General features: G+C 72.0%; 21 protein-coding genes. 6 read left to right on the forward strand and 15 right to left on the reverse strand.

The genetic code is table 11. The features are described from left to right. Positions 1 to 2: 2 nt before the first annotated feature. Positions 3 to 218, reverse strand: a complete 216-nt coding sequence (locus tag ACZ7OU_RS34145; protein WP_470258381.1) for a DUF2630 family protein — start codon at positions 216 to 218, stop codon at positions 3 to 5. A 329-nt stretch (positions 219 to 547) separates the two neighbouring features. Then, a complete protein-coding gene (locus tag ACZ7OU_RS34150; protein ID WP_470258382.1) occupies positions 548 to 1,432 on the reverse strand; it encodes a LysR family transcriptional regulator in 885 nt (294 codons plus the stop codon). A gap of 81 nt (positions 1,433 to 1,513) precedes the next feature. Here ACZ7OU_RS34150 and ACZ7OU_RS34155 point away from each other — a divergent pair, with 81 nt between their 5' ends. The 3 genes from ACZ7OU_RS34155 to ACZ7OU_RS34165 are packed head-to-tail and all read left to right on the forward strand — an operon-like array spanning position 1,514 to position 5,554. Then, complete coding sequence (locus tag ACZ7OU_RS34155; RefSeq protein ID WP_470258383.1) at positions 1,514 to 2,812, forward strand: type III PLP-dependent enzyme domain-containing protein; 1,299 nt, start codon at positions 1,514 to 1,516, stop codon at positions 2,810 to 2,812. A 41-nt stretch (positions 2,813 to 2,853) separates the two neighbouring features. Continuing rightward, positions 2,854 to 4,344, forward strand: a complete 1,491-nt coding sequence (locus tag ACZ7OU_RS34160; RefSeq protein WP_470258384.1) for an ArnT family glycosyltransferase — start codon at positions 2,854 to 2,856, stop codon at positions 4,342 to 4,344. Between the two features lie 25 nt (positions 4,345 to 4,369). Beyond that, a complete protein-coding gene (locus tag ACZ7OU_RS34165; protein WP_470258385.1) occupies positions 4,370 to 5,554 on the forward strand; it encodes a 4-hydroxybenzoate 3-monooxygenase in 1,185 nt (394 codons plus the stop codon). Between the two features lie 12 nt (positions 5,555 to 5,566). On the opposite strand, the gene ACZ7OU_RS34170 is transcribed toward ACZ7OU_RS34165, so the two are convergent. Next, the gene (locus ACZ7OU_RS34170) at positions 5,567 to 7,918 is read right to left on the reverse strand and encodes an alpha-L-fucosidase (protein ID WP_470258386.1); all 2,352 of its coding nucleotides are present in this window, start codon (positions 7,916 to 7,918) and stop codon (positions 5,567 to 5,569) included. Between the two features lie 239 nt (positions 7,919 to 8,157). Between ACZ7OU_RS34170 and ACZ7OU_RS34175 the strand changes: the two genes are divergently transcribed. Both ACZ7OU_RS34175 and ACZ7OU_RS34180 read left to right on the forward strand, forming a co-directional pair. Then, positions 8,158 to 8,427: a hypothetical protein gene (locus tag ACZ7OU_RS34175; protein WP_470258387.1), complete on the forward strand. Its 270-nt coding sequence runs from the start codon at positions 8,158 to 8,160 to the stop codon at positions 8,425 to 8,427. A gap of 382 nt (positions 8,428 to 8,809) precedes the next feature. Beyond that, on the forward strand, positions 8,810 to 10,045 hold the full coding sequence (locus tag ACZ7OU_RS34180; RefSeq protein ID WP_470258388.1) for an SGNH/GDSL hydrolase family protein: 1,236 nt from the start codon (positions 8,810 to 8,812) through the stop codon (positions 10,043 to 10,045). On the opposite strand, the gene ACZ7OU_RS34185 is transcribed toward ACZ7OU_RS34180, so the two are convergent. The 8 genes from ACZ7OU_RS34185 to ACZ7OU_RS34220 all read right to left on the reverse strand — a co-directional run bounded on the left by ACZ7OU_RS34185 (position 10,031) and on the right by ACZ7OU_RS34220 (position 17,223). Beyond that, complete coding sequence (locus ACZ7OU_RS34185) at positions 10,031 to 11,314, reverse strand: MFS transporter (RefSeq protein ID WP_470258389.1); 1,284 nt, start codon at positions 11,312 to 11,314, stop codon at positions 10,031 to 10,033. The genes ACZ7OU_RS34180 and ACZ7OU_RS34185 overlap by 15 nt on opposite strands. Further along, a complete protein-coding gene (locus tag ACZ7OU_RS34190) occupies positions 11,311 to 11,847 on the reverse strand; it encodes a GNAT family N-acetyltransferase (RefSeq protein WP_470244572.1) in 537 nt (178 codons plus the stop codon). Before ACZ7OU_RS34190 ends, ACZ7OU_RS34185 begins: the two co-directional genes overlap by 4 nt. Before the next feature lie 99 nt (positions 11,848 to 11,946). Next, the gene (locus tag ACZ7OU_RS34195; protein WP_470258390.1) at positions 11,947 to 12,513 is read right to left on the reverse strand and encodes a YbaB/EbfC family nucleoid-associated protein; all 567 of its coding nucleotides are present in this window, start codon (positions 12,511 to 12,513) and stop codon (positions 11,947 to 11,949) included. After that, the gene (locus ACZ7OU_RS34200; RefSeq protein ID WP_470244574.1) at positions 12,510 to 12,851 is read right to left on the reverse strand and encodes a type VII secretion target; all 342 of its coding nucleotides are present in this window, start codon (positions 12,849 to 12,851) and stop codon (positions 12,510 to 12,512) included. Before ACZ7OU_RS34200 ends, ACZ7OU_RS34195 begins: the two co-directional genes overlap by 4 nt. A gap of 4 nt (positions 12,852 to 12,855) precedes the next feature. After that, entirely contained in the window at positions 12,856 to 14,814 is a 1,959-nt protein-coding gene (locus ACZ7OU_RS34205; RefSeq protein ID WP_470258391.1) for a hypothetical protein, read from the reverse strand. Between the two features lie 14 nt (positions 14,815 to 14,828). Then, entirely contained in the window at positions 14,829 to 15,296 is a 468-nt protein-coding gene (locus ACZ7OU_RS34210; RefSeq protein ID WP_470244576.1) for a hypothetical protein, read from the reverse strand. A gap of 20 nt (positions 15,297 to 15,316) precedes the next feature. Then, entirely contained in the window at positions 15,317 to 16,159 is an 843-nt protein-coding gene (locus ACZ7OU_RS34215) for an ESX secretion-associated protein EspG (protein WP_470244577.1), read from the reverse strand. A 149-nt stretch (positions 16,160 to 16,308) separates the two neighbouring features. Continuing rightward, positions 16,309 to 17,223, reverse strand: coding sequence for a ketopantoate reductase family protein (locus ACZ7OU_RS34220; protein WP_470258392.1), 915 nt, complete (start codon positions 17,221 to 17,223; stop codon positions 16,309 to 16,311). A 104-nt stretch (positions 17,224 to 17,327) separates the two neighbouring features. Between ACZ7OU_RS34220 and ACZ7OU_RS34225 the strand changes: the two genes are divergently transcribed. Beyond that, entirely contained in the window at positions 17,328 to 18,260 is a 933-nt protein-coding gene (locus tag ACZ7OU_RS34225; protein ID WP_470258393.1) for a serine hydrolase, read from the forward strand. 17 nt (positions 18,261 to 18,277) lie between these two features. On the opposite strand, the gene ACZ7OU_RS34230 is transcribed toward ACZ7OU_RS34225, so the two are convergent. The 4 genes from ACZ7OU_RS34230 to ACZ7OU_RS34245 form a co-directional block, all read right to left on the reverse strand. Next, positions 18,278 to 18,970, reverse strand: a complete 693-nt coding sequence (locus tag ACZ7OU_RS34230; protein ID WP_470258394.1) for a flavin reductase family protein — start codon at positions 18,968 to 18,970, stop codon at positions 18,278 to 18,280. 91 nt (positions 18,971 to 19,061) lie between these two features. Further along, a complete protein-coding gene (locus tag ACZ7OU_RS34235; RefSeq protein ID WP_470258395.1) occupies positions 19,062 to 19,865 on the reverse strand; it encodes an FAD binding domain-containing protein in 804 nt (267 codons plus the stop codon). After that, entirely contained in the window at positions 19,862 to 20,332 is a 471-nt protein-coding gene (locus ACZ7OU_RS34240) for a (2Fe-2S)-binding protein (RefSeq protein WP_470258396.1), read from the reverse strand. The genes ACZ7OU_RS34235 and ACZ7OU_RS34240 overlap by 4 nt, the downstream gene beginning before the upstream one ends. Then, positions 20,329 to 22,590, reverse strand: a complete 2,262-nt coding sequence (locus ACZ7OU_RS34245; protein WP_470258397.1) for a xanthine dehydrogenase family protein molybdopterin-binding subunit — start codon at positions 22,588 to 22,590, stop codon at positions 20,329 to 20,331. Before ACZ7OU_RS34245 ends, ACZ7OU_RS34240 begins: the two co-directional genes overlap by 4 nt. Between the last annotated feature and the right edge of the window lie 30 nt (positions 22,591 to 22,620).

A 22,620-nucleotide genomic window follows, 5' to 3' on the forward strand; every position in this document is an offset into this window, starting at 1 on the left:
GTTCAGCCCTGCGGCGACGCCGGTAAGTCGTCGTCGAAGACGGACAGGGCTTGACGGCGGTGCAGCAGGTCGACGGCCTCGTCGAGCTGCCGTTCGAGGTCCTTGAGCCGGAGGCGTTCGTCCGGAGTGAGCCCACCGTGGTGGAGGGCGCCCTTGCGCAGCCGGTGCTCCTCGTCGATCAGGTCGGCGATGCGGTCGGTGATTTCGTGGCCTGCCATGGGAAATCCCCTCCTGTCCGCCCGCGAGCATACGCCGCGCGGGTGGAATCGCCCGAGTGATGTGGGTCGCGGGAGGGTGCACCTCGCGCGACGTTGCTGGGGCGGGCGCCACGCTCCGGCTGCGGGCTCGCGGCGGCAGCTCCGGTCGGCGGCTTGCGGCCGGCTGCTCCGGCTCCGGCCGGCAGCTGCGGCTTGCGGCCGGCGGCTGCGGCTCCCGGGCTCCCAGCTGCGGCTGCGGCCCCGGACTCGGCTGCGGCTGCGGGCTGCGGCTCCGACCGGCGACTGCGGCTGCAGTCGCCGGTCGCCGAACCAAGCCTCAGCGCCCCCGCCTACCCCTCCCCACCCCGAGCCAAGTCCACGAACGCCCGCACCACCGGCCCCACCGTCCCGGCCCGCCAAGCCAACCCCAGGTCGATCACCGGCACCGGCTCCTCCAACCTCCGCAACACCACCCCCTTCGGCCGCAACCCCCGCGCCCGGTGCTCCGGGACCGCCGCGATCCCCGCTCCCTCCGCTACCGCGCGCAGCAGCTGCTCGTCCTCCGGTTCCTCGCGGACTATCCGCGGCACTCCGCCCGGCCAGACCTGCTCGCTGATCGCGTCGTACTGGCCCGGCCCGTTGGACCGCGGCCAGAACACCGCCGGCTCCGTCGCTATCCACGCCCGGCGCAGGCGGCCGCGGCGGCGGGCCAGCGCGTGTCCGGACGGCAGCGCGATCAGCACCTCCTCCGACCCCACCACCGCCATCTCGATACCCGGTGCCACCACCGGTGGGCGGACGAACCCGACGTCGATCTCGCCCGCGAGGAGGCGCGCCAGGTTCAGGCTCGTCCAGCCCGTCTCCAACGCCAGCTCCACTCCCGGGAACGCGGTGCGGTACGCCGCCACCAGGTCGCCGGCCAGGGGGCCCGGTGCCGAACGCGTGTACGCGATCCGCAACCTTCCCGCGTCGCCGCGGCCGGCCGCCGTGATCACGCCGCGGGCCCGGTCCAGGCGGTCCAGCAGCTCCCGGGCCTCCGTCGCCGCCACGCGGCCGGCCTCCGTCAGCGCGAAGCGCGGGCCCGAACGGTCGAGCAGCGCCACCCCCAGCTCCGCTTCGAACGCCCGGATCTGCTGGCTCAGCGAAGGCTGGGACACGAACAGCCGCGCCGCCGCGCGAGTGAAGTGCATCTCCTCGGCGAGCACGGCGAAGTAGTGCCAACGGCGCAGGTCCACCCAGCCACTATAGGCCGGGCCTATAGATCAGGACGGACGAAGTCTTGGACCGCCCCACGGACCTGGACCAAGACTGGGGACGTGAACCGCACCGATCGCAAGCTCCACGCCCTCGCCGCCGCCGCGGGCAACGACCTCCTCGACCCGATGGCCGGCTTCGTCGACCTCGCCGGGATCCGTGAAGCCGTCGAGGACCTGACGAAGGCCTTCGCGCCGCTCGGGCGGGTCCAGCACACCGTCGCCGCGAAGGCGTGCGGCCTCGCGCCCGTCCTGCGGTACCTCGCCGATCTCGGGGTCGACGCCGAGGTCGCGAGCCCGGGTGAGACCGCGGTCGCCGAAGCCGCCGGGGTCCGCGGTGCCCGGCTCGTCCTCGACTCCCCCGCCAAGACCACCGCCGAGCTCGTGCACGCCCTCGCCGAAGGCACCGCGATCAACGCCGACAACTTCCAGGAGCTCGCCCGTCTCGACGCGCTCGTCGAGGACACCCCGCGCTCGGTGCTCGGCCTGCGGATCAACCCCCAGATCGGCGCGGGGCGGATCGGCGACACCAGCACCGCCACCTCGACGTCGAAGTTCGGCATTCCCTTGCGGGACAACCGAAACCTCGTCAAAGAAGCTTTCGCGCGACGGCCGTGGCTGACCCGGCTGCACGTCCACGTCGGCTCGCAAGGCTGCCCGCCCGAGCTGATGGCCGACGGCGTCGCCGCCGTACACGCGCTCGCCGAGGAGATCAACGCCGAGGCCGGACGCCGGCAGGTCACCAGCCTCGACCTCGGCGGCGGCCTGCCGGTGAACTTCGCCTCCGAGGACCCCGGCCCGACCCACGCCGACTACGTCGCGACGCTGCTGGCGAAAGTCCCGGCGCTGGCCGACGGGCACTACTCCTTCGTCACGGAGTTCGGCCGGTCCCTGCTGGCGAAGAACGGCTTCCTCGTCAGCACCGTCGAGTACACGAAGGTCTCGGGCGGCCGGCACATCGCCGTGACGCACGCGGGCGCGCAGGTCGCGGCCCGCACGGTGCTCCAGCCCGGGCACTGGCCGCTGCGGCTGACCGCGCTCGACGCCGCGGGCCGCCCGAAGACGGGACCCGCGGTGCCGCAGGACGTCGCCGGGCCGCTGTGCTTCGCGGGCGACCTCCTGGCGAAGGAACGGCCGCTGCCGCTGCTGGAGCCGGGCGACCTCGTCGTCGCGCACGACACCGGCGCCTACTACTTCGGCGCGCACTACGCCTACAACACGCTGCCGCGCCCGGCCGTGCACGGCTTCACCGTGTCGGAACGCGGACACGTGGAGTTCACGCCGATCCGCCGCGCGCAGTCGATCGCCGAACTGGTCGCGGACGCGGGCGGCGAGTTCGTCGGAGTGCTCCCGGAAGCGTGATCACCGGCGTAGCATCCGGGCACGCCGATGGGGGGACTGCCATGGGGGCCGGTCGGGAACTGCCGCGGTTCGCCGCGACGGGAGTGGGCATCGTCGTCGCCGCGCAGGCGGTGATCCTGACCGTGCTGTCCGGCCGCTACGGCTTCCACCGCGACGAGCTGTACTTCGTCGCCGCCGGGAAACGGCCGGACTGGGGCTACGTCGACAACCCGCCGATCACGCCGTGGCTCGCGCGCGCGTCGACGGCGGTGTTCGGCGAAACCCCGATGGGACTGCGGGTCGTCGCGACCCTGCTGGGCATGGCGACGGTCGTGGTCGTCGTGCTGATGGCCCGCGAGTTCGGCGGCGATCGCCGCGCGCAGCTGTTCACGGCGCTCGCGACCGCGCTCTCGACGTACGTGCTGGCCGTGACGCACATGCTCGCGACGAACACCGCGGACACGTTCCTGTGGTCGCTCGTCACCTTCTTCGGCCTTCGGCTGCTGCGCACCGGGGACGGCCGGTGGTGGCTCGCCGTCGGCGCCGCGGCCGGACTCGGCCTGGCGAACAAGTGGCTGGTGCTGCTCCTGCTGGCCGGGCTCGGCGTGGGCGTGGCCGTCGCCGGGCCACGGCGGGTGTTCCGGACCTGGTGGCTCGCCGCGGGCATCGGCGTCGCCCTCGTGCTGGCCGCGCCGACGGTGCTCTGGCAGGCCTCGCACGGCTGGCCGATGCTCACCGTCGCGGGCGGGATCAGCGAGGACGACGGCGTCGAGAACCGCGTGCTGTTCGTGCCGATGCAGCTGGTCTACCTGTCGCCGGTGCTCGTGCCGGTGTGGATCGCCGGGCTCCGGCGGCCCTTGTTCGACGAACGCGTGCGCTGGGCCCTCGCCCTCACGATCGCCTACCCCGTGGTCTGCGTCGCCCTGCTGGCGCTGGGCGGGAAGCCGTACTACGCCGTGCCGCTGCTGCTGCCGCTGGTGGCGCTCGGTGCCGAACCCGCACTGGGGTGGCTGGCCCGGGCCGGGACGGTGGCGCGGGCCCTGACCGGCGTGGCCGCGGCGGTGTGCGTCGCGGTGTCCGTCCTCACCGGACTCCCGGTGCTGCCGGCCACGGCGCTGGGTCCGGTGCTGGCGGTCAACAAGGAGCCCGGCGAGCAGGTGGGCTGGCCGGAGTTCGCCGACAGCGTCGCCGGCGTGTGGGCGCGGATCCCCGCCACCGAGCGGGACACCGCGGTGATCCTCGCCGGGAACTACGGGGAAGCGGGCGCGCTCGAGCACTTCGGGCCCGAGCGCGGGCTGCCCCAGCCGTACTCGCCGCACATGTCCTACGCCGACTGGGGTCCGCCGCCGGACCGGCAGGTCGGCCCGGTGCTGCTGATCGGGAGCTTCGAGCGCGACTCGCCCGCGACGCGGCTGATCACCGGGTGCCGGGTGGTGACCAAGTTCCACAACGCCGAAGGCCTCGACAACGACGAAGACGGCGTCATGCTCTCGCTGTGCACGCTGACCGAGCCGTGGTCGACGGCGTGGCCGCTCTTGCGCCACTACTACTGAACGGGTTCGCGCTACCCTCGGGCGCATGGTGGCGAGGCGCACGGCGGTGGCCGTGGTGGGGGCGGGCCCGGCCGGGCTCACGGTGGCGAACCTCCTGCGGCGGGCGGGAATCGGCTGTGTGCTGCTGGAGCGGGAAAGCCGGGCGTTCATCGAGCAGCGGCCGCGGGCCGGGTTCATCGAGGAGTGGGCCGTGCGCGGCCTGGAACGACGCGGGCTCGGCGAGCAGCTCGTCGCGAAGGCGCCCCGGCACGAGGCGTTCGAGTTCCGGTTCGCCGGGCAGCGCCACGTTTTCCGCTACGGCGACGTCACCGGGCAGCGGCATTTCGTGTACCCGCAGCAGCTTCTGGTCACCGATCTGGTCGCGCAGTACACCGGCGCGGGTGGCGAAGCCGTCTTCGAAGTCTCCGACGTCCGGCTGCACGGCCTGACGTCGGACTCCCCCGCCGTCACGTTCCGGACCGCCGAGGGAGAGCACAGGCTCGACTGCGATTTCATCGCCGGCTGCGACGGCGCCCGCGGCGTCTCCCAGGACTATCTGCCCCCGGAATCGACCGTGAAAGCCCACCACGACTACGGAATCGGCTGGCTGGCTCTGCTCGCGGAGGCACCGCCGTCCGCCGCCGGCGTGCTGTTCGGCATCCACCCGCGCGGGTTCGGCGCGCACATGGCGCGCACCCCCACCGTGACGCGGTTCTACCTGCAGACCGCGGCGGGCGAAACCGAAGCGGACTGGCCCGACGAGCGCGTCTGGGAAGAGCTCCAGGCCCGGCTCGCGGTGCCGGACGGCCCGATCACCGAGGGAAAGCTGATCGAGAAGCGGATCCTCGACATGCACAACTACGTCGTGGAGCCGATGGCGCACGGCCGGCTGCACCTGGCGGGCGAGTCGGCGCACCTGGTCGCGCCGATCGCGGCGAAGGGCATGAACCTCGCCCTGCACGACGCGTTCCTCCTCGCGGAGGCGTACGAGGCGCACTACGCGGGCGACCCCACGAAGCTGGCCGGGTACTCCGCCGCGTGCCTGCCGCTGGTGTGGCAGTACCAGGAGTTCTCCCTGTGGCTGTCGGACATCTTCCACCACACCGCGGCCGCGGGCGAGAACCCGTTCGCGGCGCGCATCGCGGAGGCCCGGATGCGTCGCCTGCTGGGTTCACCCGCGGCCGCGGCGGCGTTCGCGGAGCTGTACATCGGCAAGAACGCCGATCTTTAAGAGGACACAGCTCTAGCTCCAGGCGATCTTGAACACCCAGGCGAAGCGGCCCGCCTGCCGGGCCGCGGCCGGGACGTCGATCACCAGCGAGCCGTTCTCCACCGTCCAGTGCAGGTTCCCGCGGTGGCCCAGGAGCGTCACGCGGTCCCCGGAGCGGATCGGCACGGGCGCGTCGACGACCAGCCTGCTGCCCGGCGCCACCAGCGAATGCACGTAGAAGGCCTCGTTCTGCTTCACCGTGAACCGCAGGTCGCCGAGCTGGGCCATCCGCGACCAGTACGTCGTGCCGTAGATGGCTTCGCCGTTGACCTTCAGCCACGCACCCGCGTCACGCAGGTGCTTCTGCATGACGTCGGGGATGGTGCCGTCGAAGTCCGGGCCGATGTCCAGCAGGAAGTTGCCGTTCTTCGACACGATGTCGACGAGCGTCCGGACGACCTCCTCCGCCGTCATGTACCGGTCGTCGGGGGTCGCGCGGTTGTAGCCGTAGGAGAACGGGTCGAGGCCGCGGCTCGCCTCCCACTTCGCCACCACGGTGTTCGGGTACGTCGTGTACTCCGGCGTCGTGAAGTCGTGGTCGGGGATGCCGCCGCGGTCGTTGTAGGTGACGTCCTTGGGGCGCTTGCGGTTCTTCGCGTGGTTGAAGTACTCGGTGAGGACGTTCCGGCTGTCGTTGACGCCGCCGATGTCGAACCACAGGACGTCCGGGTCGAAGTCCGAGATCAGCTCGAGCACCTGCGGCGCCTGGTAGTCGCGGACGAAGTCCTTCCCCGCGGTGTACCCGGTGTAGGGCAGCGGCGCGCCGGTGTACGGGTTGCGCGGCGCGTGGCCCATCCACGGGTTGTCCGGGTTGAACCACTCCGGCAGCGAGAAGTACAGGCCGTTGCGCAGCTGCGGCGTGTACTTGCGCGACGCCGCGAACAGCTCGGCGATGATGTTCCGGCGAGGGCCGAGCTTCACGGAGTTGCGGTCGCTGACCTCGGTGTCCCACAACGCGAAACCGTCGTGGTGCTTGGACGTCAGGACGTAGTACTCGGCGCCCGCGTCCGCGATCAGCTTCAGCCACGTGCGCGGGTCGAACTTCGCCGCGGTGAACATCGGGATGAAGTCGTCGTAGGCGAAGTCCTCGCCGTACTTCTCCTTGTGGTAGGCGTAGGTCGCGCCGTTCGGGTCCTGCTGGTTCTGCCAGTACCACTCGGCGTACTGCTGCCCGACCGGCGCCCACGCCGGCACGGCGTACACACCCCAGTGGATGAAGATGCCGAACTTGCTGTCGGTGAACCAATAGGGCGCGCGGTGCGTCGACAGCGACGCGTCCGTCGGCCGGAAGTCCGGGACGCCGAGGGTGATCGGGACCTGCTGGGTGGCGAGGGTGCCGCGCCCGGCCGTGACGCGGACCTGGCCGTTCGTGGTGGTCCCCGGTGGCACGGACGCGTTCGGCGCGAGCCCGAGCCGGACCGTCGCCTGCTCCCCCGGCGCCAGCGCGCGGATGGTCGCCGGCACGGTCGTGCGGCCACCGGGGACGTCGACGGTGACGGTGATCTTGTCGCGCGCGCCGAGCCACACCGTTCCCGCGTTGACGACGGTCGCCTCGGCGGCCTGCGGACCGCCGTCGGCCAGCAGGTTGGCCGACGAGCGGCCGTCGAGGATCAGGGCCGCGCGGCCCACGGCCACCGGCTGCAGGGTGAGGGCGAAGACGTGCAGGCTGGAGACGTTCGGCGCCGGCGTGGCCGTGGCGGGCAGGGTCAGCGCGACGGCTTCGCGGGCCGGGTCGACCCAGACCTGGCCGGTGGCCAGGGAAACGGGGTTGTCGTCGACGACCCCGCCGGGTGCGTAGCGGAACGGCGAAACCAGGGCGCCGGTGCCGGTGTACCAGTCGGGACCGGAGAGGGAGCCGGTGCTCGTGGTGCCGTCGGCGTAGTGCACGGTCGCCGTCCCCCCGGTGGTGCCGTAGCTGGCGGCGACCAGGAAGTACGCGACGAAGTACCGGCCTTTCGGCAGGTCGATCGTCTGGCCGGTGGCGGCGATGTTGTTCTTGGCGCCGGCCGCGGCGGAACCGAGCCGGAACGGGACGCCGCCGACGGTCGTGGTCTGCCCCACCGGCAGGTGCTCGGCCGGGAAGGTGTAGCCGGAGCCGTCGAAGTCGCCCCCGGTGGCCGACGCGCTGTCGATGCCGTCGTTCGAGAACCAGGCGTTGAGCGCGACTGGGACGGGCGGCGGGGGCGGCACGATCGGGGTGTCGGGGCTGTCCGGAGCGGCGTCCACGGGCACGGCGGCACCGGCGGGGGTGCGGCCGGCCGCGCTGAGTGCCACGGCGCCACCCAGGGCGATGCCGAGGGCTTGACGGCGAGGGAAGGTCGTCACTGAACCTCCAGGGATCGGATGACTACGGCGGAATGACGACAGAGTCCGCCCCTTGCTGGCCGATCTGTCGATGGCGGAGCTGATTCATCCGATGAATGACCATTGTCGCTGCGCCTGCCGCTGTCAAGGGGCCAACCGGAGCGATCGTTATGAACCGTGCTCACGTCAGGCTCGTGGTCTTGGGTAACGAGCTGCAGCACTCGCCGCCAGAACCAGCCGCGCACCGAAAGGCCAGACCGATGCCGACCTACCCGAACGCGTTGAGCCGCCGAGCCATCGCCATGTTGAAGGCGGTCGCCGAAGGGCGTGCCGAGCTCCGCTGCAGCTGTGAACCCGACCTCCGCGTGGACGGGTTGTCCTGCTGTGACCAGAACACCGCCCACGACCTCGCCCGCGCCGGGCTGATCCGCGCGGTCGGCGTCACCGTCGTCGGCCAGTGGGCACCGGCGGAACTGACCGATGCCGGGCACCGCGCGCTCGGCACAGGTCTTCCCGCCGCCGCAGCCTGAGCCTCCCGCTCGAAGGCCGTGAAGGGCACACCGAGTTCCTTCGGTGTGCCCTTCACGGCTTTCCACGTCCCCGGCCTGCGGCGGCGCGAGAAAACCTCGCGAACGGACTGAACCGCCCCGGGCCGGTGGCCGTGCTCTGAGGTGAGGGCGTCTCGCACACGCCCTCCGGAGTCGCTACGACGAAACGATCCGGGCCAGCCTCCGCCCGATCGGGACCGGGCAACTCCGGCGAGCGGCCGTCGCGGCAACGGCCACCTCGCGCGGGCCCGTCCGGCATCCCCAGAATCCCGGACGGGCCCGCCCCGGACTGTCCGGGATCTTGTCCGATTCGATCACCTGATCAGCGGTCCCTGGCCTGGAGTAGCCGCGCCACGGTGAGTGCATGCGACGCTTCCTGGCTCTCAGCGCGGCACTGCTGGCGGGGTTCGGCATCCTCACGACGTCCGGCACCGGGAACCCCGTCGGCGCGGACCCGGAAAGCGCTCTCCCCGCCACGGCCGAGCACGCCGTCGGCGGCTGGGTCGGCACGTGGGCCGCGTCGCCCGCGTCCGCCGTCGGCAACACCCCGGACGGCTACCCCGGTTACTCGATCCGCAACGTCGTGCACAGCAGCGCCGGCGGCACCCGGACGCGCGTGCACCTCTCGAACGCCTTCGGCGCCGCTCCCCTGACCTTCGGGCACGTCACGATCGCCGTCCAGGGCACCGGCCCGGACGCCGTGCCCGGCACGCTGCGGTCCCTCACCTTCGGCGGCGCGGCGAGCGTCGTCGTCCCCGCCGGCGCCGAGGCGCTGAGCGACCCGGTGGGCCTGCGGGTGCCGGCCGACGCCAACCTGCTCGTCACGACCTACGTGCCCACGAAGTCCGGGCCCGTCACCTACCACCCGGCCGCGGCGCAGACGTCGTACTTCACCCGCGCCGGCGACTTCGCCGGCAGCGAGTCGGGCGCGCCCTACACCGAGCAGACGTCGGTGTGGCACTACGTTTCCGGCGTCGACGTCCAGGGCGGGGCCGAAGCCTCGATCGTGACGCTCGGCGATTCGATCACCGACGGCGTCGGCTCGGTCGCCGGCGCCAACCACCGCTGGCCGGACTACCTCGCCGACCGGCTGCACGGCCGGTTCGGTGTGCTCAACGCGGGCATCAGCGCCAACCGGCTGCTGCTCGACGTGCCCGGGTCGGGCGCGGGCCAGAACGCGTTGTCCCGCTTCGACCGCGACGTGCTGAGCGTCGGCGGCGTGCGGACGCTGATCGTGCTGGAGGGCATCAACGACATCCAGCAGGACCCGCACCAGACCGACCCCGCCGCGATCACCTCGGCCTACCGGCAGCTGGTCACGCAGGCGCACGCGCGCGGCATCCGCGTCCTCGGCGGCACGCTCACACCGTTCAAGGGCTGGCGCGTCTACGACGAAACGCTCGAAGCGACCCGCACCGCGGTGAACACGTTCATCCGCACCGGCGGCGTCTTCGACGGCGTGGTCGACTTCGACGCCGCGGTCCGCGACCCGGCCGACCCGCTGCGGATGCTCCCGGCGTACGACTCCGGCGACCACCTCCACCCCGGCGACGCGGGCTACGAGCGGATGGCCGCCGCGGTCCGCCTAGACCGGTTGTGAGCGCGGGATGAACAGCACCGCGACCAAGCTGAGCACCGCCACCCCGACGAGGTAGAGCGCCACCGCGAACGAAGTCCCCGTGACCGCCTGCAACTTCGTCGCGATCAACGGCGCGAAGGCACCGCCCAGCACCGCGCCGACCGCGTAGGAGAACGACGCGCCGCTGTAGCGGTACCGCGGCTCGAACAGCTCCGCGAACAACGCCGACTGCGGCCCGTACGTCGCGCCGAGGCCGACGTTCAGCACCACGACGGCCACGATCAGCCAGCCGGTGGCCTTGGTGTCGACCAGCAGGAAGAACGGGATGGGCCACACGACCAGCAGGATCGACCCGGCCAGGTACACCGGTTTGCGGCCGACGCGGTCCGACCACGCCGCGGTCACCAGGATGCTCACCAGCCACGTGACGCTGCCGACGATGACCACCACCAGCAGGGTGGTGCGGTCGATCTTCAGCACCGATGTGCCGTAGGACAGCAGGTACGCCAGGAAGATGTAGCCGATCGCGGTGTTCGCGATGAAGCTGCCCGACGCCACGAGCACCGCGCGGGGCCGTTCGCGGAAGACGTCGACCATCGGCTTGCTGCTGCGCGCGCCCGACTCCCGCAGCCGCGCGAACACCGGCGACTCCTCGATCCGCAGCCGGATCACCAGGCCGACGCCGACGAGCACGATGCTCGCCAGGAACGGCACCCGCCAGCCCCACGCCGCGAACTGCGCGTCGGTCATGGTGCGGCCGAGGACGAAGAAGAACAGCTGGGCCAGGATCAGCCCGGCCGGGACGCCGATCTGCGAGAACGCGCCGTACTGGCCACGACGCCCTTCCGGCGCGTGTTCGACCGCCATCAGCGCCGCACCGCCCCACTCACCACCCGCGCTCAGGCCCTGCAGCAGCCGCAGGACCAGCAGCAGGATCGGGGCCCAGACGCCGATCGCGGAGTATGTGGGCAGCAGGCCGACGCCGACCGTCGCCACGCCCATCAGGAGCAGGGACAGCACCAGCATCGCCTTGCGGCCGACGCGGTCGCCGAAGTGGCCCCACAGGATCCCGCCGACCGGGCGGGCCAGGAACCCGACGCCGAGCGTCGCGAACGCGGCGAGCGTCCCGGACGCCGGCGAGAGCGACGTGAAGAAGAGCTTGCCGAACACGAGCGCCGTCGCCGTGCTGTAGATGAAGTAGTCGTACCACTCGATGGTGGTCCCGATCGCGCTCGCGACGGCGACCCGTCGCAGCTGCCGAGCCGCCTCGGCCGGCGCCGGGGTGCTCACGAACCCGCGAGCGCCGGGAGGAGGTCTTCGGCCAGCAGGTCCATCAGCAGCCCGTCGTGCCAGCTGCCGTCCGGACCGCGCTCGTAGGAGCGCATGGTGCCGACCGGCTGGAAGCCGAGCGACTGGTAGAGCTGGATCGCGGACTTGTTGTCCGCCGCGGGGTCGATCACCACCCGGTGGTGCCCGCGCACGCTGAACAGGTGCTCGGCCAGCGTCCGGATCGCGTCCGAGCCGAGACCACGGCCCTGCCAGTCCGGGTGGACGGCGATGTCGATCCCGGCGTGCCGGTACTGCGGGTCGGCCTCTTCGAAGGCCAGTTCGATGCCCACGACGACGCCCTCGTGCTCGATGGCGTACGTCGTGGTGCCCTCGTCGGGGTCCAGCAGGTAGGACACCTGGGTGGCCACCGGTACCTCGGCGTCCGCCCACCAGCGGGCGACCTCCGGATGCGACAGGATCTCCTCGAACCGGGCGGCGTCCGCGGCTGCGGCGGGGCGCAGGCGGACGCGGCTTCCGGTGATCAGGCCGGTCATCGGCCCAGTGTCGACCCCCGGACGCCGTCTGTCGAGCAGTGCCGCCCGGCCGGGCCACGCCGATGGCCGGGTCTCAGCCCCCGGCCACGGCGTGCGCGGTCACCAGGGGTTGTTGTCCTGCTCGTCCGGGTCACCGGTGCGCCCGCGGCGCGGCGGCCCGGCCGGAGGCGCGCCGGCACCACCGGCGGGAGCACCACCGGCGGCCGACGGCGGCTGCGGCGGCGCGGGCGGCGGGTCGGCGGGCGGCTGCGGGTCGTCCGGCTCGTCCGGGTCCGGGAACCGGCCGCGCAGGTTGTCGAGCAGCAGCGTCCGGGTCTCGCGGTCCTCGTCGCCGAGCCGCTCGGACATCACGCCCGCGACCTTCTCGGCGATGCCGGACTGGGCCCGGCGCATCGTCGTGAGGATCGCCCGGGACAGCTCGTCCAGCGGGAACGACTTGATCTTGTTGCTGAACGTCAGGTCGGTGACCGTGCCGTCGGCACCGACGGTGACGCTGACCGCGCCGTCACCGCTGCTCGCGGTCAGCCGCAGCCGTTCGGTCTCCTCCTGCGCGGCCTGGTAGCGCTCGGCCTTCGCCGCGAACCCGGCCGCCCAGTCGTCCATCCGGCGGATCGTCTCGTCGGGGTCCCGCATCAGGTCGCCCAGGCCGTTGTTCGGGCTCGTCATGCCTGTGCCTTCTCCGCCGTGCGTGGTGCGGCCGTGAGCTGCCGCTCGAACGGCTGGGCGTTGCCCTCTTCGCCGTCGCGGTAGGACTGCGCCGCCGTCTTGACGTTGTCCGCCAGGCCGCGCACGCCTTCGGTCGACGCGTCCAGCGCTTCCTTCGCCTTCTCACCCGTCGGCCGGATGATCGGCGGGAGGAACGCGCACAGCAGCCCGTATGCGTGGTCCGACATCGCCGTGTCCGCCGCCGAAGCCGCCGTGTTGAGCCGGTCCACCAGGCTCTCGACGTGGCTCGCGTGCGCGATCAGCTCGTCAGGCTCTACTTCGAAGCCGGCGGCCGTCATGCGCTCACTTCCAATCCTGGTTCTTCCAGTCACCGATCACCGGAGGCGCCACCGCTTCTTCGCCCGCGAAGAAGTTCGGGTCGTCGCTCTCGAGGTAGTCGGCGGCCTTGTGTTCCTTGTCGTTGTCGCCCTTGCCACCCTTGGCACCGGCACCCATGCCGCCCATGCCCGGGCTGCCCGCCGCACCGGCCTTACCCGCCGTGCCCGCGTTCCGCATGGCGGCCGCCTCGGCCTCCGCGGCCGCGCCGGACGCGGCGCCACCGCTCAGGCTGCCCGCGCCGCGCAGGCCCGCACCGCCGGCACCCGAGCCCGAGCCGCCGATCCCGCCGAGCGAACCGCCGCCGCCGGCGCCACCGCCACCGATGCCGCCGAGCCTGCTGGCGATGCTCTCGCCGTTGATCCCGCCACCGCGGCCGATCGTCGGCATCTTGCCGCCGATGCCGCTGCCGGGGATGCCGCCCGGGCCGGAGCCGGTGGGCAGGCCGGTGATCGGGTCGATGCCGGACGGGGTGAACCCGGGGATGCCGCCGCCGCGGATACCGCCGCCACCGCCGCCCGAGGTGTCCGGAATGCCCGGGATCGAGCCCGGGTTGAAGCCGCTGCCGCCGGTGCCGCCACCGCCGCCGCCGATCCCGGACGGTGAGAAGCCGGAGGACGTAGTCCCGTCGCCGCTGACCGGCATCGACGAACCGGGGATACCGGAGCCGGTGAAGCTGCCGCCCGGGATCTCCGGGATGCCGGCTCCCGAGAAGCCCGAACCACCGGCGCCCGAGCCGCCCGCGCCACCGCCGCCCGACGCGGCCGGGATGCCCGCGCCGGAGAACCCGGAACCGCCCGCGCCGGAACCGCCGCCGGGGATGCCGCTGCCGGAGAAGCCGGAGCCACCCGCGCCCGAGCCACCGCCGGGGATGCCGGCACCCGCACCCGCGCCCGCACCGGCGCCCGCGCCACCCGCACCGTTCGCGCCGTCGATGCCGCCGGTGGTCCCCTCACCCGGGATCCGCGCCGAAAGCGGGTCCATGGCCGTGCGGGCCGTCAGCGGCTGGGAACCGTCCGCGCCGGTACCGGCGCCGCCCGCCGCGGTGGTCGCCGACCGCGCCGTGGCGGTCGGGAGCTTCGGCGGAGCCGGGAACCGCGGCGTCGCGACCGCGCCGCCGATGGTGTCGTCGTACTGCGTCAGGATCTGCGCCGCGTGGTCCCGGGCCGCCGTCTGCGCCCGGTAGGTCTGCATGGCCTCGCCGGCCGCCGCGGCGTACTGCACCGGGTCGGTCATCGCCATCAGCTTCTGGTTGGTGCTCTGGAGGTCGAACTGCACCGGCGGGTTGGCCGCCATCTGCCGCTGGGTCTCGTTGAGCGCCTGGGAGTGGATCTCCTGCTGGCGCCCGGCGAGCGTCGCGCCCTGCGCGGTCGCGCCCAGCCACTTGCCGACGCCGGCGAGGTGCTCGCGGACGGCGTCACCGGCGTCGCCCTGCCAGTTGTTGGTGCTCGCGTTGATCGCGTCGCCGAGGGTCTTCTGGTGGGTGCCCAGGTCGTTGCCGACCGAGACCCACTCCTCCGACGTCTCCGCGACCGTCGCCGGGTTGGCGTCCTGCGTGATGGCGTCGTTCATCTGCTCGTGGCTCGCGTTGGCCCACAGCGTGCGCGGCGCTCCGCCGTTCTCGCGCATGGCGAGGCCCTCGTCGAGGCCGTGCTTGGCGTTGTCGAGGTGCTGCTGGTACAGCTCCTGGATCTTCTTGTCGCGCAGCACCGGGTCGACGGCGGGGCCGAGCCAGCCGGCCCGGATCTCGTCGTCGATCTGCTGGGTGGCCATCTCGCGGATCTCGTCACCCGAGGGCGTGTTGTCGGTCTTGATCGGCCCGACGTAGTACTTCGACGACGAATCGGCCGTCACGTCGTAGAGCGGACTGCGTTTGTCGTAGTCCGGCGACGACGGGTCCGAGACGGACTCGGCGGTGGGTGCCACGGTCTCGGTCTCCCTCAGCTCTGATCGGCGGTCGGGAGCGAGGTCAGCGTCGTGCGCGTGGTCTCTTCCCGGGACTTGTAGTTGCTCTTCGCCAGCTTGATGGCTTCGATGTAGGTCGGGAACTCCTGCCGCGCGGCCTGCAGCTGGGTGACCAGGCCGTGTTCGTCGGCCGCGGTGCTGACCATGTGCGCGGAGACCCACTGGCCGGTCGCGGTCCGGCTCATCGCGGGCGCGTCGTGCAGCCGCTGGAGGTTGGACCAGCGCTGCTCCAGCGACTCGAGCACGCCTTCGAGCGCCTCGATCAGCTGGTTGCCCGTGGTGTCGTCGATGGCGAAGCCGCCGGTCTGCGCGAGCCGCTTCAGCTGGGCGCCGGCGAGCCCGACGCGGACCGCGGCCATCGCCTTCTGCGCGGGCTCGGTCGCGGTCTGCATCTGCGCCGTCGCCTGGAGAGCCTGGGCAACCGCCTCGGTCTCTTCCGTCATCAGGACTGTTCCCTTTCCGGTCAGTACACCGCGGCGATGGCGTCGCGGATCGCGCGGGCGAGGTCGGCCCGTCCGGCCGGTACGTACTCGGCTGTCAGGTCGCCGGCCTCGCCGGTCTTGGTGCGCACGAGGTAGCGGCCGTCAGCGGTGTCGAGCCAGCTCAGCGGTTCGCCCGCGAGGCGCTCGCCGCGGCGGCTCTGCGCGGTGACGGCGATGTGGCCGCCGCCCAGCCGCGGTTCGGCCAGCACCCGCTCGAGCGTCGCGACGTCCGACGGCTTCGGCGCCGGCGGGCGACGGCCGGGGCGGACCACGGCCTTCACCTCGATCATGCCGAAGGCGTCGGTCTCTTCCTCGTCGAACTCGGCGTCCGCGAGCCGCTTCGCCGTCATGGCCGAGACCTCGCGCCCGGCGGCGCGGTGCACGACGTGCCTGCCGGTGGTCGCGGCCGGAGCCGGGGGCAGCACGCCGGTGACGACCTCGACCAGCTCTTCGTCGGCGAACAGCGAGAACAGCAGCTCGTCGGTGTCCGGGGCCTGGGTGATGCCGAGCGCCTGGGCGCCGTCGGTGACCACCAGCACGGCGACGTCGGCGCCGAGGCCGTCGATCCCGCTCACCGCAACCGAAACGCGCGGCTCGGCCAGCAGCTCGAACGCCGTCCGCACCCCCGGGTGCAGTTCGCCCGACACCGAAAGCCGTCGCTCCTCGAGCGCGTCGTAGACCTGGCGCGCGACCCGCACGAACCGCACCGGGTCCGATGGGAGGTTGCCCGCGCGCAACGGGTAGCGCCGTACGTCGCCACCGGTCGCCCGGCCGACGACGAGGGCTTCGACGACCTCGAGGACGAACTCGAACCTGTCCGCCATTTCCCCTCGCTGCTTCTTTGTCAAACCCTCAAGCAACTTTCCTGCCGAAGGGTAGCAGTGCCTCGGAAAGGGGTGCTGACGCCGCCACGCCGATGCCCGAAAGACCACGATCCCCGGCCTGTGCGGGCAAAGCGCGCTCGGTGACCGAGTCACCCGATGCGGTGCTGGTGCACGCGCAGCTGCAGGGTGACGAGATCGAGAAGAGGCACGGCAACGCCCAGCTCACGGGCACGCGCGGTGAGATCGCCGAAGATCTGGTCCCCCTCGACCGGGTGACCGCCGACCAGGTCACGGTAGAGCGAAGATCCACCCATCCCGGGATCGGTGACGGTCTTGCGCGTGGCCGCGAGATCGGCGGCGGGCACCGGGTACCCGGCGGCCTCGGCGACGGCGGCCGCTTCGGCCACGACGGCTTCGGCGAACTCCGTGCCGCCCGGGACGGCGACGACGTCGCCGATCGTGGCGCGCATCAGGCTGTTCACCGCGCCGATCGCCGCGATGAACACCCATTTCGACCACATCGACTCGGTGATCCGCGCGTCGAGATCGGCGGCGAACCCGGCGTTCCGCAACGCGGAATCGACGTCGGCGAGCCGCTCGGGCGCGGATGCCGTACGGGCGCCGTAGGCCAGGCTCTGCAACGGGCCGAGCCGCCGGATGGCACCGTCGTCGTCGATCGTGGTCTGCACCTTGGCGACGCCGCCGAGCACGGCGTCCTCGCCGAACCGCGCGTCGAGGGCGTCGAGGTGCGCGAGGCCGTTGAGGAACGGGAGAACCAGCGTGCCGGGCCCGACCGCGGGGGCGAAATCGTCGATGGCCGAGGTCAACCCGGTCGCCTTGACGGCCACCAGGACGAGGTCGAAGGTCCGGTCGAGTTTTCCGGTCTCGACGAGCCGCGGCGTGAGAACGGTGTCTTCACCGAGGCCGGTGATCCGCAGGCCGCGGTCCCGGAGCAGTTTCGCCCGGCCCGGCCGTACGAGGAAGGTGACGTCGCGGCCCGCCTGCTGCAGCCGTCCGCCGAAGTACCCGCCGGTCGCGCCGGCGCCCACCACCAGAATCTTCAAGTCGCTCACACCATGACGTAGCGCCGGGCGGCGGCCACAGTATTCCCACAGCAAGACACAGCGAAACGACAGGTCGATCCGGGAACGCCGGGCGTTGACCAGGCATGGGAAGACGGATCGGGTGGACTTTGGCGGGCGCGGGACTGGCGGCGGCCGCGTTGACGGCAGGGACGGTGGTCGTGGTGGACGGGCACCGGGTGACCCCGGCGGCCGTCTCGGCGCCCGCGGCCTCGCCCGATTCCTCGGACTCCCCTGACGACACGGCCGTTAGCCCGGTGGCGTCGACGTCCGAGGTGCCGTATCCGGACTTGTCGTCGGTGGCGACCGAGGTGACCGACGCGGTGGCGGCGGCTTCGCGCGGCACGAGTGTCGGGTTCGTCCTGTACGACCGGGAGTCGGGCAAGGCACTGGCCTCGTCCGACGCGGACCAGCCGTTCTACACGGCATCGGTGGTCAAGCTCCTGATCGCGATCGACGAGGTCCGGTCGAACGACGGCTGGGCGCTCCCGGACGCGGACGCGGTCGAGGACCTGACGGACATGCTGGAGGGCAGCAACGACGCGATCGCGTCGCAGTTCTGGGAAGAGAACGGCGGCAACGCGATCGTGACCCGCACGGCGGCCCTGATCGGCCTGTCGAACACGACGCCGCCGACCGACCCGACCCAGTGGGGAATGGCCAAGACGAGCGCGAACGACGTGGTGACGACGTACGAATACCTGGAGGACGTGATCCCGGACGAGGTGGCGGCACCATTGCTGGCGGCGTTGGGGAATGCGCGCAACCCGGCGGACGACGGGTGGGACCAGTATTTCGGGATCCCGGACGGCTTGCCGGGACGCTCGTGGCAGATCAAGCAGGGGTGGATGATCCTGCGCACCGCGGTGGTCCTGAACACGACGGGTGTCGTGGGTGGGCGGTACGTGGTGGCGTTGCTGACGCAGCAGCCGCTGGTGAGTTCGGCGAAGGGGCGAGCAGCGGTGACAGCGGGGATCAAGACGCTGGGACCGCTGCTGACCCGACTCGACGCGTCTTGAGGCGGGATCACCAAACCTCAACCACGAGAAACAGCACGAGCCCGCTCGATATCCGGCCCCCGGTAAAGCCGCTCCGGAATCCGGGCCAGCGTCGACGGATGAACCTGCGACCCCAACCCGTAAAGCTTCTGAAAACTCATGATCAAAGGCCGCCAAGCATCGGGATCGATGCGATCGGGACTCCCGGGAACCCGGATGTCCTCATGCACGAAAACCCGCTGAACCCGCACCTCGATGGCGACAATCCCGCCACGCTGCGAAGGATCCTCATCGGCGACAGGGTGCACAGCCTCGACAACCGCCTCCATCGCAACAGGACACTCGGCGACCCGAGGCGGCGAAACAGTCTCGGAAACAACCGGCGTCAACCCGGCCCGCGAGAACTTGTCCGCGACGTGGAAATACCCGCGGGAAACCTTCCCCGGCGGAACCGGATCCGACCCCGTGGTCAACGCCAGCCGGTCGACGGCCGAGGCAAGCGCGTCCGAGGGCAGGTTCAGCACGCACTCCCGCGTACGCAGGAGGTTCTGGGCGGTCTTGGAGCGGGCGCCGAGCCCGAGCATCGCTCGCCACCCCAGCCAGAACGCCGAGGACATCGGTGCGAGGTTGGCCGAGCCGTCCTCGTTGTCGCTGGAGATCAGGACCACCGGGGTGCCGAAGTACAGGATGCCCGGCTCGATGGCCGTGTGCGCAAGGGTTTCCGTCTTCACACCTTGATCCTGCCGTCGCCGCGGGACGAAGACTCGCGGGAATCGGCCGTCGCGATCACCGGCGCCGACAACGACGCCGGTGATCGACGACTCAGTGTGTCAAAGCCCGCCGGGTGAGGACCCGCGCCAGGTGACGGCGGTACTCGGCCGTCGCGTGGGGCTCGTCCGGAGGTGACGTCCCCTCCGCTGCCAGTTCGGCGGCCTCGACGACCGACGCCCCCGCGGCCAGCGCCGCTTCCGTCGCCGTCGCGCGCAGGGGTACGCCGCCCATGTTCACCAGGCCGACGCGGCCGCCGGCGACCGCCACGCCCACCATCGCCCAGTCGATCGCGCGGCGGGTGAACTTCTGGAAGCCCCACTCGACGCCGGTCTGGCGGGGCACCCGGACCTCGGTCAGCAGCTCGTCCGGCTCCAGCGGCGTCGTGAACGGACCGAGGAAGAACTCCGACGCCGGAATGCGCCGCTCCCCCGCCGGGCCGCGCGCCACCAGCACCGCGTCCGACGCCAGCACCGCCGCCGGCAGGTCGGCCGCGGAGTCCGCGTGGACCAGCGAACCGCCGATCGTGCCGCGGTGGCGGACCTGGCGGTCGCCGACCTCGCCGGACACGTGGGCCAGCAGCGGCGCGTGCTCCAGCAGCACCGGGTCCCGGGACAGGTCGCTGTACCGGGACAGAGCGCCGATCACGACGTCTTCGCCGTCGAGGCGGACGTACCGCAGCTCGTCGAGCGGCCCGATGTCGATCAGGTACTCCGGTGCCGCCAGGCGCAGCTTCATCAGCGGCAGCAGCGAGTGCCCGCCCGCCAGCACCTTCGCCTCGTCACCGTGCGAAGCGAGCAACGAAAGCGCTTCGTCCACTGTGGACGCCCGCTCGTAGCGGAACTCGGCGGGGATCACCAGCCCACCTCCTGGCCCGAAGCGTCGATCACGGCGCTCACGATGTTGTGGTAACCGGTGCAGCGGCAGAGGTTCCCCTCCAGGCCGGCCCGCACTTCGTCACGGGTCGGCTTGGGGTTGTCGTCCAGCAGCGACACCGACGCCATGATCATCCCCGGGGTGCAGAACCCGCACTGCAGGCCGTGCTGCTCGCGGAACGCCCGCTGCACGGGGTGCAGCGCACCGTCCGAAGAGGACAGTCCCTCGACGGTCGTGACGGCGTGGCCGTCGGCCTGCGCGGCGAGCACCGTGCAGGACTTGACCGACTCGCCGTCGAGCAGCACCGTGCACGCGCCGCAGGACGTCGTGTCGCAGCCGATGTTCGTGCCGGTCAGCCCGGCCGTGTCACGCAGGAAGTGCACCAGGAGCGTCCGGTCGGGCACCTCCTCGGCCACCGGCTGCCCGTTGACCTCGATCGAGACCTTCACTGCGCGTTTCCCTTCGAAGCTTCTTCCAATGCGGCCCAGACCCGGATCGGCGTCGTGGGCATGTCCAGGTGCTTCACGCCGCGGGACGAAAGAGCGTCCACCACGGCGTTGTGCACCGCGGGCGTCGAGCCGATCGTCGCGGCCTCGCCGATCCCCTTGACCCCCAGCAGGTTCCGGTCGGTCGGGGTGGCCATGTCGACCAGCTCGAAGTCCGGCAGCTCGACGGCCGTGATGAACGAGTAGTCCGCCAACGTCGCGGTCGTCGGGTTGCCGTCTTCGTCGTAGGTGACGACCTCCATCAACGCCTGCGCCGCGCCCTGGCCGAGCCCGCCGTGCCGCTGACCGCGGAAGGTCAGCGGGTTGACGATCGGGCCGGCGTCGTCGACCGCGACGATCCGGCGCAGGTCGACCTTGCCGGTCTCGGTGTCGACCTCGACCACCGCGAGGTGCGCGCCGAACGGGAACGTCGGCTTGCCGCCGCCGAACCAGACGTCGGCGGTGAGCTTGCCGTCGGCGGCCGCGGCCACCTGCGCCCAGCTGAGCACGGAGCTCGACGGCGCGCCGCGGACCTGCCAGACGCCGCGCTCGGCGTCCAGCTCCAGGTCGTCCGCCGACGCCTCCAGCAGGTCGGCCGCCAGCTCGCGGGCCTGCGCGATCACCTCGTCGGCCGCCTGCCGGATCGCCGAGCCGCCCAGCTGCAGCGACCGGGAGCCGAACGTGCCGACGGCCTTGGGCACCTCGTCGGTGTCGCCGTGGCGGACGGTGATCTTGTCCAGCGGCACGCCGAGCTGGTCGGACAGCAGCATCGCCAGCGACGTCCCGAGACCCTGCCCGTGCGGGGAGCTGCCGGTCCAGGCGACGACCGAGCCGTCCGGGTGGACGTCGACGCGGCCGCTCTCGCCACCGGAGTCGCCGCCGGTGATCTCGACGTAGGCGGCGATCCCGAGGCCGAGCTCGATCGGGTCGCCGGCCTCCCGGCGCCGCTGCTGCTCGGCGCGCAGTTCGGCGTAGCCGGCGGCTTCGAGGGCCTTGTCCAGCGCCGCCGCATACTCGCCCGTGTCGTACGACGCGCCCGTCGGCGTCGTGTACGGGAACTCCTCGGGCCGGATGAAGTTGACCCGGCGGACCTCGGCCGGGTCCAGGCCGAGCTCGCCGGCGAAGCGGTCCATCGCGCGCTCGAGCGCGGCCGTCGCCTCCGGGCGGCCCGCGCCGCGGTAGGCCGCGATCGGGGTCGTGTTCGTGACGACGGCGCGGCTGCGCGTCTCCACCTTCGGGAACCGGTACACGCCGACGGCCATGAGCTCGGTCAGCGTCGGCAGGAACAGCGTCCGCGGGTACGCGCCGGCGTCCTGGATGACGTCGAGGCGGTAGGCGAGGACGGTGCCGTCGCGCTTGCCGCCGATGGTCACGGTGTTCTGCTGCGCGCGGCCGTGCGTCATCGAGGTGAGGTTCTCGCTGCGCGACTCGACCCAGCGGACCGGCCGGCCGATCTCCTTGGCCGCCCAGCCGAGGACGGTCGCCTCCGGGTCGGCGCCGATCTTCGCGCCGAACCCGCCGCCGACGTCCGGCGCGATGACGCGGACGTTCTCTTCGCCGACACCGAGGCTCATCGCCACCTGCGTGCGGGCGATCTGGGCGTTCTGCGTGGAAAGCCAGACCGTCAGCCTGCCGTCCTCGCCCCAGGCGCAGGACGCGCCCCGGACTTCCAGCGGTGCGGGCGCGACGCGCTGGTTGACGATGGTCGTCGAGACGACCACGTCGCAGTCCGCGAAGATCCCGTCGTCGAACTCCTGCGCCCCGTTGACCTGCATGACGTTGCTGCCGGTCTCGGGGTACAGCAGCGTCTCGTCCGTCAGCGCGGCGTCGATGCTCGCGACGGCGCCGAGGGGGTCGTAGTCGATGTCGACGAGCTCGGCCGCGTCGGCCAGCTGGTAACGCTCCTCGGTGAGGACGAGCGCGACGGGCTCGCCGACGTAGCGCACCACGTCCGCGGCCAGCCACGGTTCCTTCACCGGCCCCGCGGCGTGCGGGTCGAGGCCGAGGTCGGCGGCGGTGAACACGCCGAGCACCCCCGGCGCCGCCTTCGCCTCGCTGACATCGATGCTTTCGATCCGCGCGTGCGCGACGGGACTGCGCACGAACACCGCATGCGCGGCGCCGGAAAGCGCTTCCTCCCGTAGATCGTCCACGTAGGTGCCGCCCGCGGTGATCAGGTTCTGATCCTCCTGGCGGACCACCCGGGTCCCGACAATGCTCATCTGGTCTCCTGCTCGCCGATACCCCGCCGA

This window comes from Amycolatopsis sp. NPDC114505, from assembly GCF_055633615.1.

Coding starts and splice junctions, on each gene's coding strand:
- ACZ7OU_RS34145 (WP_470258381.1), bottom strand. CDS start 218: ATGGCAGGCCACGAAATCACCGACCGCATCGCCGACCTGATCGACGAG.
- ACZ7OU_RS34160 (WP_470258384.1), top strand. CDS start 2,854: ATGGGGGCCGGTCGGGAACTGCCGCGGTTCGCCGCGACGGGAGTGGGC.
- ACZ7OU_RS34165 (WP_470258385.1), top strand. CDS start 4,370: ATGGTGGCGAGGCGCACGGCGGTGGCCGTGGTGGGGGCGGGCCCGGCC.
- ACZ7OU_RS34175 (WP_470258387.1), top strand. CDS start 8,158: ATGCCGACCTACCCGAACGCGTTGAGCCGCCGAGCCATCGCCATGTTG.
- ACZ7OU_RS34180 (WP_470258388.1), top strand. CDS start 8,810: ATGCGACGCTTCCTGGCTCTCAGCGCGGCACTGCTGGCGGGGTTCGGC.
- ACZ7OU_RS34190 (WP_470244572.1), bottom strand. CDS start 11,847: ATGACCGGCCTGATCACCGGAAGCCGCGTCCGCCTGCGCCCCGCCGCA.
- ACZ7OU_RS34195 (WP_470258390.1), bottom strand. CDS start 12,513: ATGACGAGCCCGAACAACGGCCTGGGCGACCTGATGCGGGACCCCGAC.
- ACZ7OU_RS34200 (WP_470244574.1), bottom strand. CDS start 12,851: ATGACGGCCGCCGGCTTCGAAGTAGAGCCTGACGAGCTGATCGCGCAC.
- ACZ7OU_RS34210 (WP_470244576.1), bottom strand. CDS start 15,296: ATGACGGAAGAGACCGAGGCGGTTGCCCAGGCTCTCCAGGCGACGGCG.
- ACZ7OU_RS34215 (WP_470244577.1), bottom strand. CDS start 16,159: ATGGCGGACAGGTTCGAGTTCGTCCTCGAGGTCGTCGAAGCCCTCGTC.
- ACZ7OU_RS34225 (WP_470258393.1), top strand. CDS start 17,328: ATGGGAAGACGGATCGGGTGGACTTTGGCGGGCGCGGGACTGGCGGCG.
- ACZ7OU_RS34245 (WP_470258397.1), bottom strand. CDS start 22,590: ATGAGCATTGTCGGGACCCGGGTGGTCCGCCAGGAGGATCAGAACCTG.